The 12,866-nt window shown below is 66.2% G+C and carries 10 protein-coding genes; 5 read left to right on the forward strand and 5 right to left on the reverse strand.

Annotation, left to right across the window (positions count from 1 at the left end):
* Window positions 1–95 precede the first annotated feature (95 nt).
* Together J7I98_RS24105 and J7I98_RS24110 are read left to right on the forward strand one after the other, a co-directional pair.
* Complete coding sequence (locus tag J7I98_RS24105; RefSeq protein ID WP_214925276.1) at window positions 96–1,394, forward strand: O-antigen ligase; 1,299 nt, start codon at window positions 96–98, stop codon at window positions 1,392–1,394.
* The gene (locus J7I98_RS24110; protein ID WP_214925280.1) at window positions 1,384–2,280 is read left to right on the forward strand and encodes a glycosyltransferase; all 897 of its coding nucleotides are present in this window, start codon (window positions 1,384–1,386) and stop codon (window positions 2,278–2,280) included. The genes J7I98_RS24105 and J7I98_RS24110 overlap by 11 nt, the downstream gene beginning before the upstream one ends.
* Here the strand turns inward: J7I98_RS24110 and J7I98_RS24115 are convergent.
* The 3 genes from J7I98_RS24115 to J7I98_RS24125 are packed head-to-tail and all read right to left on the reverse strand — an operon-like array spanning window position 2,261 to window position 5,913.
* A complete protein-coding gene (locus J7I98_RS24115; RefSeq protein WP_214925290.1) occupies window positions 2,261–3,403 on the reverse strand; it encodes a hypothetical protein in 1,143 nt (380 codons plus the stop codon). The genes J7I98_RS24110 and J7I98_RS24115 overlap by 20 nt on opposite strands.
* Window positions 3,400–4,824, reverse strand: coding sequence for a polysaccharide biosynthesis tyrosine autokinase (locus tag J7I98_RS24120; protein ID WP_214925292.1), 1,425 nt, complete (start codon window positions 4,822–4,824; stop codon window positions 3,400–3,402). The genes J7I98_RS24115 and J7I98_RS24120 overlap by 4 nt, the downstream gene beginning before the upstream one ends.
* A gap of 15 nt (window positions 4,825–4,839) precedes the next feature.
* A complete protein-coding gene (locus tag J7I98_RS24125) occupies window positions 4,840–5,913 on the reverse strand; it encodes a hypothetical protein (protein ID WP_214925293.1) in 1,074 nt (357 codons plus the stop codon).
* A gap of 315 nt (window positions 5,914–6,228) precedes the next feature.
* On the opposite strand from J7I98_RS24125, the gene J7I98_RS24130 reads away from it, so the two are divergent.
* Together J7I98_RS24130 and J7I98_RS24135 are read left to right on the forward strand one after the other, a co-directional pair.
* On the forward strand, window positions 6,229–8,976 hold the full coding sequence (locus J7I98_RS24130) for an aminotransferase class I/II-fold pyridoxal phosphate-dependent enzyme (protein WP_374225166.1): 2,748 nt from the start codon (window positions 6,229–6,231) through the stop codon (window positions 8,974–8,976).
* Complete coding sequence (locus J7I98_RS24135; RefSeq protein WP_251021098.1) at window positions 8,976–10,055, forward strand: LCP family protein; 1,080 nt, start codon at window positions 8,976–8,978, stop codon at window positions 10,053–10,055. The genes J7I98_RS24130 and J7I98_RS24135 overlap by 1 nt, the downstream gene beginning before the upstream one ends.
* A 19-nt stretch (window positions 10,056–10,074) precedes the next feature.
* Here the strand turns inward: J7I98_RS24135 and J7I98_RS24140 are convergent, their stop codons facing one another.
* Both J7I98_RS24140 and J7I98_RS24145 read right to left on the reverse strand, forming a co-directional pair.
* Window positions 10,075–11,139 (reverse strand): glucose-1-phosphate thymidylyltransferase, encoded by a 1,065-nt coding sequence (locus J7I98_RS24140; RefSeq protein ID WP_214925297.1) that lies wholly within the window; start codon window positions 11,137–11,139, stop codon window positions 10,075–10,077.
* A gap of 110 nt (window positions 11,140–11,249) precedes the next feature.
* The gene (locus J7I98_RS24145; RefSeq protein WP_214925299.1) at window positions 11,250–11,951 is read right to left on the reverse strand and encodes a response regulator transcription factor; all 702 of its coding nucleotides are present in this window, start codon (window positions 11,949–11,951) and stop codon (window positions 11,250–11,252) included.
* A gap of 152 nt (window positions 11,952–12,103) precedes the next feature.
* Here J7I98_RS24145 and J7I98_RS24150 point away from each other — a divergent pair, with 152 nt between their 5' ends.
* A complete protein-coding gene (locus J7I98_RS24150; protein ID WP_251021099.1) occupies window positions 12,104–12,802 on the forward strand; it encodes a response regulator transcription factor in 699 nt (232 codons plus the stop codon).
* The last annotated feature ends 64 nt before the right edge of the window (window positions 12,803–12,866 follow it).

The following is a 12,866-nucleotide window of genomic DNA, read 5'->3' on the forward strand; positions in this document are numbered from 1 at the left end:
GGACTAGCCTCATCCGGAGCGGATCCTCGACGCCAGAATCCCCGGCGGGACGCCGTGACCCAAATCAGTGTGCTTCTGGTCCGAATAGAGGATCCATGACGCAGCAGGAGCCCCCATCCAACCCAAACATGGCAGGGCCTGCTGCACAGCGGCACCGGGTCGCTCTCATGCTCGTCCTGATTGCGGCTGCGATGCCGGTGCGTACCGCGGTACAGCTGCCGCTCATTCCCTCGGTTTCTGTACTGGACATTCTGCTGGCGGCCGCCGCGGCGACCCTGCTCATCGATCTCGCATTCCGCCCGCTGGACATCGGGTATCCGCAGCTCTTCGCGCTCCTGTGCATTCCCGTGGTCATCTGCGGACTTTCGGTTCTTTGGTCACAGGGCAGGGGGTACACGGCGCGTTCCACTATCATCTACGTGGAAGGGATCGTCGCCTATCTCTTTGCGCTGCGAGAACTTGGCGGGGCATCACCGAGTCGCATCATGACTTACATCAAGCGCTTCACGTACCTGCTGATAATTCCAGCTGTACTGCTGCTGCTTCACGCCCCCGGGTTTTCTCCGCGAGGAATCGAACTCTCCCCGTCCTCCGCCGAGTACCTTTCCTATTACTCCCGGCTCTCACACCCCGTGCTGGGCAAGTCCAACAATCTTGCCACCGCTCTCGCCTTCTTCATCCCGATCCTCCTTTACTGGGGGCATGTACACCGCGATCGCCGCATCACGCGAGCGGGATATATCGCGCTCATCGCCGTGGTCCTCACTCTGTCGCGAGGTGTCGCTCTGGCACTGTTGATCACGGCAGCATGTGCAGCTCTGGGGAATGTCACGCGCCATCGGGGCATCGACAGCCGGGCGGCCGGCAAGACCCTCGGCGGCGTAGCGGTTATTGCAGCCGGAATAGTTTTGCTGTATCAGTTCAATCCTCGTACCCGTGAGTTCTTCGGTGGCCGGTTCAGCCAGGAGAACATCCTCATCCGATCCGACTTTGTGACGGCGGCGATCGAAAAGCTCGCCGAGCGGCCGTTCCTCGGCTACGGAGCCGGCGTCCCACCCGACTATGAGCTGGACCTGGCACGTGTTCACAACACTTATCTCCAGCAGGTGCTGAACTTCGGTCCACTGTTGGGATTGATCGTGTCGCTGTCATTGATCGGTACAGCGGTTTTCTTCTTCAGCCGTTGGCGCACCAGCGGCGTCGCTCGCGCCGTTGGGTTCACGCTCATGGCGCAACTCTTGATCTTCGCAGTGGAGTCGAGTTTCGAAGGCACGGTCCTCCGGGTGCTGTTCTACCTTTCGGTCGGTCTCGCCACCGCTTTGACCCGGGCGTCCGAAGCGCAGGAGCAGCTCGGCCGCGAGCCGGGCGGAGGGAAGGTGTTGCATGCGCCATGAGCTGGTCATCTGTACCAGGAACAGGGCGGACGACACACGCCAGTGCCTGATCTCCGTCGCCGGGCAGTCCGCGCTTCCCGATCGGGTACTCGTCGTAGACAGCAGTGACACCGATGCGACGCGGCGGGTGACCGAGGCATTCAGAGGGCGGAGCGGGTTTGCCGTCGAATTCGTCGAGGCTCCCCCGGGGTTGACCATGCAGCGCAATGTGGCGCTCGACTGTCTGGATGAATCGACCGACGTGGTGCACTTCGTCGACGACGACACGATTCTCGACCCGGGATATCTGCACGAGATTCTGGCGGCATTCGAGACGCATCCGGAAGCCGCCGGCGTGGGCGGTCGTATCTCGAATCTTCCTGAGCACGCGCCGCGATGGTATCGCCGCGCCTTCCTGCTCGACAGCCGGCGAGAGGGCGTCCTGCTCCCCTCCGGGGTCAACGTACTGAGTTTCACCGGTGAACGGCCACGGCGGGTGGACTGGTTCTCGGGCTGCGCGATGTCCTATCGCTGCCGCTCCATCGCCGGGATGCGATTCGACGAGAGCCGCACGGGGGGCGGTATGGGGGAGGATGTGGACTTCTCGGCGCGGGTGGCGGCCAGGGCGCAACTCGTATGGACACCGAGGGCCGCTGTCGAACACCGGCTCTCATCAGTCAACCGCGAGGATCCGGGCATGGTCCTGCGGCGCATGATCCGTCACCGGTGGCGGCTCGCATCCGACGGCGTGGGACGCGTGAATCGGGCCGCAGTGCTCTATGCGATCGCCGGCGAGGTGTTTGTCTCGCTGGTCCTGGCAGCGTTTCACCGCTCCGGCCACTACGCACGGCTCGCCGTCGCGAGCGTCGCCGGTGCGGCCGACATCATCAGGGGCGTCCCGGTCTGAGCGCTTCCGTCGAACTGGGTCCGTCCAGAAGAGTCTCCAGGGGGCGAAGGGTGTTGTCCCAGGACAACTGATGCGCATGGGCGTACGCCTCGTCACTGACCGACTGCCAACGCTTTTCGTCGCTCAGCATGTCGATGCACGAGCGGAAGGTCTCCTCGGTGTAAAAAACGGATCCGGGCTCCAGCCCCGCATTGCGCCGCCACGCGGGGACAAGGACAGGAAGGCCGTAGGCGATGTAAGTCAGCTGCTTTGCCGAGAAGCCCTGTCGCATCGGCAAGTCCTTGCTGCAGGTGATCAGCCCGATCTGGTAGTTCCGCAGAACATCGGGCGGCGCGTATCCCAGGTAATTCAATTTCAGGCGCGGGTCGGGTGGCGGTCCACCGTACACATCGATGTTCGGGTACAGCGACGACAGACGTGCAAGGAGGGGGAGATTGATGAACCCTTCCATACCGAGGAATCCCAGGTAGACGATCCGTGGTGGATCGTCGAACCGCACCCGGTCGGCCGACGGCGTACATCCGTAATTGAGCGTTATCAGGTTGCGGCCACTGAGTCCGTACTGCTCGACCGCATATTGCCCAATCGTCTCCCAAGAGAATGCCAAGTGGTCCACGCGCTCGAAAAGTCTGCTCTCGAAGCGGCGTAGCCTCTTGTGCTGCCGGGCAGTGAACCGGCCCTGGAAGTACGCTTCGTCCGCCCATGGCTGCGGGCAGTCGTACAGCGTGCGGGCAGACCGGACGGCAGTCAGTACCCCCGCGTTGTTCGGCGTCTCGCCGATCACCAGGTCGAAATCATCCAGCGGGAGCGACGATTTCAGGATGGCCCTCCGCAGACGGTGATCGGCCATGGCCAGGTGGTACGAGAGACGGCGCCTGCCAAGTTCCCAACGGCGCGTGAGCAGCGCCGACGCGACCTCGGTCATATATAGGGCCAGCTTGTCGGGCCGCAGGGCGGGGAGTTTCCTCCGGATCGACCGGGGGGATCTGGAGGCCCGGCTCAGTCTGGACGTATCAAACAGACGTACCTCGTGCCCGCGCTCTTCGAGGAAGCGCTGAATCGCGAGGGGTCTCACGCTGTTGGCGTAGCCGTCCAATTGGCCGATGAGCAGAATGCGCTTCATGGGGATCGCCCGGGAATGGTAGGGCCGGCGACCTGCTGCCCTTGTTCATTGCCCGGTCCGCTCTCCTGCTGAGCAGGCCTGGCCCACACATCGCCACGACGGCCGTTCGCCTGCGTGAGGATGGCGCCGAGGACCCTGATGCCGACCGCGCGGAGGTACTGCACGGCCTGGCCGAGCTCGTCGCTCCTGGCCGCCTTGGTCCTGGCCACCACCACGACTTGGCCCACTGCGCGGCCCAGGACCACGGCGTCCGTCTGTGTCAGTACGGGGGGTGACGCGAAGATCACGACGTCTGCTCGGCGCTCGAGCTCGGCGCGCAGGGCGACGAGGGCGCCCTCGCGCAGCGGCGCCTGGCCTGAGCCCGGCTCGTGCTCACCGCTGGTGAGCACGAGAAGCGGCAGATCCGCACGCCACTTGCGCAACGCGAGGTCCAGAGGCGCCTGCTCGGCCAGCACTGCCCTCAGGCCCACGCCCGGCGAGAGTCCCAGCAGCCGGGCCAGGCGTGTATCGGACGTGTCTGCGTCAACCAGGGCGACCGACGTGCCGCCTTCGGCCATGGCGATTGCCAGGCCGGCGGCTGTCGCCGTCGCTCCTCCGCCGCTGGGTTCCGTCAACACGTATGTCTGCGGCCCGGATCCGGACACGGTCAACTGCAAGTTGATCCCCAGTCGCCGATAAGCCTCGATCACCCTTGGGGGCCTCTGCCCACCCGTCGGCAGGGGGTTGCCCTCACGCACACCGTCATCGGGCACAACGCCGAGAACGCTGACCCCGGCGGCGCGCACCAGATCGTCCACATCGCGCACCCGGCGGTCGGTGACCTCCCTTACCACCGCAGCGCCGATGCCCAGGACGAGCCCCGCCACCAGACCCAGCGCCATGTCGAGCTGCTTCTTGGGCGACACAGGTCCCGGCAGCAACTGCGCGGGGGCGAGCGAGCTCACTCCCGTCTCGGTCACTCCGGACTGGGGGGTATCCGGGGGACTCTCCACACCGGCCACCACACGGGAGAGCACCGGTCCGACAGAGTCAGCGATCTCCTTCGCCCGCTGCGCGGACCTGTCCTCCACAGTGAAGTCGATGACGGCGGTATCGGTCGGATTCGTGGCGCTGATCTTCCCTTGGAGCTCCTGGACCGAGTACGGCAGCTGCATTTCGTCGATAAGCGTCTTGACCACGTGCTGACTGGTCACCAGGTTGGTGTAGGACTTGGCCCGCTGCTGGGCGAGAAGGCCACCCTGGTACGCCTCGCTCGGTTCGGCGACCGTATCGGCAGCGGTCACGATCATCTGAGTTTTGGCCGCATATACCGGCGGCTGTGTCCACGCCACGGCGGCACCCGCGGCCGTACCCAGCACGGTCAGCAAGAGGATGATGGACCAGCGTCTGCGGAACAGCCGGAGATACGTTCTGAGGTCCATCTCGCTCCCTTGCCGCTAGGAAAGCAGGGCCTCCAGTGGCCGGAGGGTCTCGTCCCAGGTGAGCCGCTGTGCCTGGGCGTACGCCTCGTCGCTGAGGGACTGCCACCGCTTCTCGTTGTTCAGCGACTCGATCACCGAGCGGAAGGTCTGCTCCGTATAGGTCACGGATCCGGCCAGCACATCCAGGTGACGCCGCCACGCGGGAACCAGAACAGGGAGTCCGTAGGCGAAGTAATTCAGGTGTTTTGAGGAGAAGCCGTCGCGCCTCAGCTGGTCCTTGCTGCACGTTACGATCCCGAGTTGGTAATTCTGCAACACGTCGGGCGACGGCGCACGTCCGAGGTAATTCAGTCCGAGCTGCGGATCGGGTGGGCGCCCCGAGTACACATCGATGGGGTACTGCTTCGCAAGGCGCGCGAGGAGCGGTGGGTCGTTGAACCGCGAGCTGAGAAAGCCGAGGTAGACAATGCGTGGTGGGTCCTCGAACCGGGCGCGCTGAGCCGCTGGCGTGCAGCCGTAATTGAGAGTCATCAGATTACGGCCGCTGATCCGGTACTGCTCGACCGCGTATCGTGCGTACGACTCCCAGTGGAAGGACAAGTGGTCCACGTCTTCCATCAGCCCGGTCTCCAGGCGGCGCAGCTTGAGATGCTGTCGACCGGTCAGCCTGCCCTCGTAATAAACCTCGTCCGCCCACGGAGCGGGGGCGTCGTACAAAGTGCGGGCGGAAACGGCGTCGGCCAGGACTCCTGCGTCGTAAGGGGTTTCGCAGATCAGCAGGTCGAAATCATCAAGCGGCAGCGACGACTTCAAGATGGTGCGTCGCAGACGGTGATCCGTGACCAGCACGTAGTAGGAGAGAAAGCGCCGACCGCGTCTCCCATAGCGTGTGAGCAGAGCCGATGCCACGTCGTTCGCGTACAGGGCCAACCTCGCGGGCCTGAGACTTGGGAGCTTTCTCCCCAAGGACCCGGCAGAGCTGGAGGCCCGACTCAGTGAGTACGTATCGACCAAGCGCACCTCGTGCCCGCGTTCCTGGAGGAACCGCTCGATCTCCAGGGGTTTCCAGCTATTGGCGAAGCCGTCCATGGAGCCAATGACCAGGATGCGCTTGGCCTCCCCATTCCCCCTTCGCATGGATGTCACCGACTCCCTCCTTGCCCACGTCGATGATCAATGAATCCGCCACAGCACGCCCTGCCATCGCTTCTGATCACTGACATAACACATGCTGCCCGCGCGGACGGGCGGGCTGATCGCGCACACGACGTACCAAAAGCCGTCCTTGGACCGCATCCGGCCGAGCCGACGGCTGCCTAGGGTCGTCTCAACTGGTACGCGTGGAACGCCACTGGCTTACGGAGTAGCGGATCAGGTGGCCCCGGTCTCAAGGAGTTATCGGTGATGATGGTCCACCGGCTGGATGTCCGGCGAGCCCGGGGACCGGGCGGCCTCCGGGGAGCGGGGACGCGTGTGCCTGCGGCCGAGCAATTGGCGGTGCCGTTCGCTGTCACCGAGATCAGCCCTGAGGCCAGGAAGGCGACGCAGCGCGTGCTTGCCTCCGGGTGGGTGACCAGTGGGCCGGAGACCGAACAGTTCGAGCGCGAGTTCGCAGCAACCGTTCAGGCCGGGCATGCGGTTGCCGTGAGCTCTTGTACAGCGGCGATCGAGCTGGCATTCCGTGCCCTTCGGCTGCCTCCCGACAGCAACGTACTGCTGCCGACGCTGACCTTCTGCGGCGCGGCCGAGGCGATCGTGCACGCCGGGCTCCGGCCCGTGCTGGTCGACGTCGACCCGCGCACCGCGATGGCCTCCCCGGACACGGTCGCCGCGGCGGCCCGCGAGTGCGGGCGCCCCGCTGCCATGCTCGTCTTGCACTTCGCCGGAGCTCCGGCGCCGCTGGAGGAGCTGGCGGAGGCGGCCGGACTGCCGCTGGACCTCGTCATCGAGGACGCCGCCCACGGGCTGGGGACCTCCGTCGACGGCCGTCCCGTAGGCGCGCTCTCCCGGGCCGCCTGCTTCAGCTTCTACGCGACCAAGAACCTGCCGATCGGTGAAGGCGGCATGGTGACCACCGAGGACCCCGACCTCGCCGAGCGGATCCGCCGCGGGCGGCTGCATGGCATGTCCACGGATGCCTGGCGCCGCAATCTGCCGGGCGGAAGCTGGCGCTACACCGTCGAGGACGCCGGCCTGAAGGCCAACATGACCGATGTGCAGGCCGCGATCGGGCGGGCGCAGCTTGGTCACCTGTCCGGCTGGCAGCATCGGCGTGACGCGATCGCCATCTGGTACACGGCCCGACTGCGGCGGGTGCCCGGCCTGATCCTGCCCATGGCCCCGGTCCACGGCCGCCATGCCTGGCACCTGTACGTCGTGCGGGTTCTGGAGGAGTACGGGATGAGCCGCGACGAGCTGATCACCGAGCTGGCGGAGCGCGGGATCGGCACGTCCGTGCACTTCATCCCGCTGCATCACATGCCCTACTTCCAGCAGGCCGCCCTGTCCCCGCAGGGGGGCCTGCCCGGAGCCGATGCGCTCTTCCCCCAGCTCCTGTCGCTGCCGATGTACCCCGCCCTCACCGAGGGCCAGGTCGACCGGGTCTGCACCGCGCTCAAGGAACTCGGCCGCCCGCCCGCACGGCAGCGCCCTGCGATCGCGACCTCGCTGACGACGGCAGTGGACAGCGCGCGGCAGGCAGACCACGCGGGGCTGCGTACGCTCGTGATCGGCGCGGGGGAGGCCGGGCAGGCCCTCGCACGGGACCTGGCGAGGACACCCGAGTTCGGTTTGGTTCCCGTGGGATTCTTGGACGACCGCCCGGCCAGGCGGCTCGGCGACGGCCTGTCGGTGCTGGGCGGTCTGGACGATACCGAAGCGGCCGTTCGGGCCCACGGTGCCGAGGTGGTCGTCGTGGCCATTCCCGGGCTGCCGACGGAGCGCTTCCACCGGGTTGCCGAAGCGGCCGCCGCGGCGGGGGCCAGCGTCCGTTTCCTGCCGCCATTCATCGCGGCGCTGCGCCGTGAGGTAGTGGGCACCGACATGCGCTCGCTGGACGTCCAGCGGCTGATCGGGCGCACGGAGATGCATGTGGTCAGTCCGGAAGCGCGCTCGATCATCGCCGGGCGGCGCGTTCTGGTTACCGGTGCCGGCGGGTCGATCGGGAGCGAGCTGTGCCGACAGGTACGCGGTTTCGAACCGAGTCGGCTGTTCCTGCTCGACCACGACGAGTCGAACCTGCACCGGCTGCAGCTCGAGCTGTACGGCGATGCGCTCCTCGACGACGACATCGTGATCTCGGACATCCGGGACCGAGCCCGGATCGACCAGCTCTTCCATGACTGCCGGCCCGATGTGGTCTTCCACGCCGCCGCGCACAAGCACCTTCCGCTGCTCGAGCGCAATCCCTGCGAGGGAGTCAAGTCGAACGTGCTGGGTACCGAGCACCTCGTCCGGGCCGCAGTCGAATCCGGCGTCGAGCGGTTCATCCTCATCTCCACGGACAAGGCGGCCGACCCCGTTTCGGTCCTGGGCGCGACGAAGCGGCTGGCGGAGCTGATAGTCCAGGCCAACGACGGCGGCCCGACCGTATTCGCTGCTGTCCGCTTCGGCAATGTGCTCGGCAGCCGTGGCTCGCTGTTGTCCGTGGTGGCGGAGCAGCTGGGGTCGAGGATGCCGGTGACCGTGACTCACCCGGACGTCACCCGCTACTTCATGACGATCGAGGAGGCTGTCGGACTCGTCCTGGAGGCGGCGCGGATGGCAGCCGACGGCGAGGTGTTCGTCCTCGACATGGGTGACCCGGTGCGGATCGTCGACCTCATCCAGAGGTTCGCCCAGACGATCAACGCACAGGACGTGCAGATCCGATACACCGGTCTGCGGCCAGGGGAGAAGCTGAACGAGGCACTGTTCTCCGAGTCCGAGGAGTGCGCCCGGACCGCCCATTCGAGAATCTTCGTCACGAACGCCGCCCCGCAGCACAGCCCCGCCGTCCTGCATCAGCAGCTCGCGGCCCTCTACACCGCCACGGAGCACAACGACACGACGCAGACCCGCCTCTTGCTCGCGCGCCTGCTGCCAGGTTTCCCCGCCTCGTCCTCACCCGATCTCGTTAGTCCATTGACAGATCCGTACCCGGACGACTTCTGATGCCCGGGCCCGGCGACCGGTTTCCCGGCTGGCCTCCTCGGCCTGCCGGAGCGCGCCGTCGGCGGCGCGGCCGCGCGGTGCTGGTGTTCCTCGTGGTCGCCGCGCTCGGGCTCGTCGCCCTCACTGCGGGTGGCCTGTGGTGGGCTTCGGAGCACTACACCGACCGTGTCGAGCGCCTGCCCAACGTCTTCCCGCACCACAACGACCGACCGGACAAGCAGGGGGACGACGGTGCGCTGAATTTCCTGGTGGCAGGCATCGACAGCCGCTCCGACCTGCCGACTACCGGTAAGAACAGCAAAGCCGACCTGTGGAAGCCGGGGGCGCAGCGCAGCGACACGCTGATGCTGCTGCACCTGGCGGCCGATCGCCACAAGGCATACGTGGTTTCCGTACCCCGGGACACCTGGGTGCCGATCCCCGGTCATGGCGACGCCAAGATCAATGCTTCGTTCTCCTTGGGCGGCCCGCCGCTGCTCATCGACACCGTGGAGAAGCTCACCGGAATCCGCATCGACCACTTCGCTGTAATCGACTGGGACGGGTTCAAGTCCCTCACCGACTCCGTCGGCGGAGTGACCCTGACCGTTCCGCAAGACACCTATGACACCGAACAGCATCGCGGCTGGAAAGCCGGCACCTACACGATGAACGGCGAGGAAGCGTTGGACTATGTGCGACAGCGGCATGGTCTGCCCCGAAGCGACTTCGACCGCATCGCGCGGCAGCAGAACTTCCTGCGCACCTTGATGAGCAAGATGCGCGGCGACATCAGCTTCACCAACCCCGGCGGCGTCATCGACGTCCTCGACGCGTTCACGGATGCGGTGAGCGTGGACGACCAACTGTCCAACAGCGAGCTGCGCACACTCGCGTTCGACCTGCGCGATCTGAAGACCCGGGACGTGACGTTCATGACCGCGCCCATCGCACGGTCCGACTTCATCAAGGGCCAGAGCGTGGTGATCATGGACCGGGCCAAGTCGAAGAGCCTCTGGCCCGCGATCGTCCAGGACCGACTGCCCGACTGGATCCGGCAGCATGGCGACGCCGATGTCCTTGGCAGCACCGTACGGTGATGCGGCATCACCGTACGGTTCAGGCAATCGAGACCTGGCTGTGGTCGCCGAGCACCAGCCGGTGTGCCGTCGGCATCCCCGTCGACGGGACCACCCGGACCCTTCTCCCGATCAGGGAGTTCTCGATGCGTGTCGCCCCCCTGATGGTGGCCTCGTCCATCACGATCGAGTACTCCAGTTCCGTCCCCTCGATCAGACACGAGTTCTGTACTGACGTATACGGCCCGATGTACGAGTCGACGATGCGGGTGTTCCGGCCGATCACCACAGGGCCGCGCACAACTGAGCGCTCGATCCGCGAGCCCTCCTCCGCGATGAGTTCGCCGATGATCTGGCTGCCCTCGTCCACGTAGCCGTCCACGCGGCCGCTCACTGACTCCAGCACTTTGCGGTTGCACTCGAGCATGTCCTCCGGCCGCCCGGTGTCCTTCCAGTATCCGTTGACGATGTGCGACCGCACCGAGTGACCGCCGTCGAGGAGCCACAGGATGGCATCGGTGATCTCCAGCTCGCCACGTCGGCTCGGGCTGATCGCGCGGACCGCCTCATGGACCAGAGGGCCGAACATATAAACGCCGACCAGAGCGAGGTCGCTCTTGGGGCGGGACGGCTTCTCCTCCAGGCCTATCACCCGGCCCGTCTCGTCCAGCTCGGCCACCCCGAAGGCTCGCGGCTCCGCGACGGGCGTCAGCAGTATCTGTGCGTCGTGAATGCCATGCTTGAACTCCTTGACCAGCTCGGTGATGCCGCCAATGAGGAAGTTGTCGCCGAGGTACATGACGAAATCGTCACCGGCGAGATATTCGCGGGCGATGAGCACAGCGTGCGCGAGGCCGAGCGGGGCTTCCTGCCGGATGTAGGTGATGCGAAGCCCGTCAGGGCCGGAGTCGTCGACCGCCCCCCGGATCTCCTGCTCTGTTTCGCCCACAACCATGCCCACATCGGTTACGCCTGCATCCTGGATCGCTTCCAGCACGTAGAACAGCACCGGCTTGTTGGCGATCGGTACGAGCTGCTTGGCATAGGTATGTGTGATGGGCAGCAGGCGCGTCCCCGAACCGCCCGCGAGAACGAGTGCCTTCATCGCTGCGCTCCTTCACCAGGGGTTGAGCTTTACCAGGGATTGAGCTCGCGCCGGGAAAGATTCTGGTGGGCAATCGACGCGGCACGACACCGCCGAGGTGCCGATCACTGCTACGCCATCCGCCGTAGGGACGGTGCGTGCGGTGCGCGGTCGGCAAGGGCGACGGCCTCCAGGCGTGAGTGGACCCCGAGTTTGTCGAGGACATTTTGGACATGCGTACGCGCCGTATTGATCGTCACCCCCAGCGCCTGGGCGATCTCGGTGGTGCCCTCGCCATCCGTCAGCCTCCGCAGAACCTCCAGTTCACGCTGGGTCAGCCAGCGCAGCGGCTGGTCCTCGACGTCTCGGTGGTTGCCCAGATGCCGGAGCGTCTCCTGGGCCAGGGAAGGCTCGATCGTGAGCTCGCCGCGGCTCAGCTCTGCCAGGGCGTGGTCGATCACATCCACCCCCTGCCTCTTGCTCAGATAGCCGACCGCTCCGGCCTCCATGGCGGCGGCGACCGAGTCCGCGTCGGTACGGGCCGAGACGACGAGCACCTTGACCTTCGGCAGCCGCGCGTGGATGCGGTCGATCACATCGATGGCCGGGCCGTCCAGAAGCTGTATGTCGAGTACGCAGGCGTCGGGGCGGTGCACGAGCACCGCGCGCAGCAGCTGGGTGCGCGTGGTGGCGATGCCCCTTACGCCGTAGCCCCGGCGGGCCAGGGTCAGGGCGAGAGCGTCCACGAAGAGACGGTGCTCGTCAGCCAGGACCAGCTGCGGCGAAGCCGTGGCTCGCGGGCTCCTGTCCGAGAGCGAAGTACGAGGGGCCATGGGGGGTCCTTCTCCCGTTCGCTGGTCGCGCTCAGTGGGACCACTACCCCTCTTCATGGGATCACGGTGAGGGGGGCCTGTCATATCGGAGCCGGGACCGCTTCGGATGCCCACCGGTGGTGGGCCTCTGTGACCCGGTGGACCATCGGCGTATGTCCATGTCCAGCGGCATTCACGTGCTCGTGGTGGCTGACCGCCGGTTGGTCGCCGAGGTGCTCGTCGCTGCGCTGGAGCACAGCGGTATCACCGGCAGTGCGGTGACCGACATGAATGAGGTACATCGGGCAGTTGCCCGCAGGCAGGTGGATGTGGCCGTGGTGGACCTCGACTCCGTCGAGGTCGGGGAGGGCGGTATCGACGGTCGTTTTCCGTGGACCGACTCACCCGGCGTGCCGGTCGTCGTGGTCACCGGGAACGGCCGAGCAGACAGCCTGGCCTCCGCCGCCGTTCAGGCCGGCGTCCGGGGCTGGGTCTCCAAGGACAGCCCGATCGAACATCTGGGCGAGGTGATCCGCGGGGTGCTCCGGGACGAGACCTGGATTCCGCCCGCACTCCTCACCCGCATTCTGTCGGACCTGACGTCCCTGTACATCGAGCTGGAGGGGGAGGCCAAGAGGCTGTCCACCCTCACCGCCCGGGAGCGTGAGGTGCTGATGTGCATGTGCGCGGGGATGCCCCGGCCGAAGATCGCACGGCACCTCTTCCTGTCGCCCTACACCGTGCGCACCCACATCCAGAATCTGATGGTCAAGCTTGATGTGCATTCGTCGCTCGCCGCCGTCGCCCTGGCCCGCCGTGTCGGACTGCCCACCCGCCTCACCGATCCGGAGGAGCGGGACACCGGCACATGACGACGGCCTTGCCGAGGCCTCCCGTTCGGCGGTCCACACCAAGCGAACGTAACGGGGAACAGCG

The sequence above is a fragment of the Streptomyces sp. ISL-98 genome, from assembly GCF_018614055.1.
Lineage (GTDB): Bacteria > Actinomycetota > Actinomycetes > Streptomycetales > Streptomycetaceae > Streptomyces > Streptomyces spiramyceticus.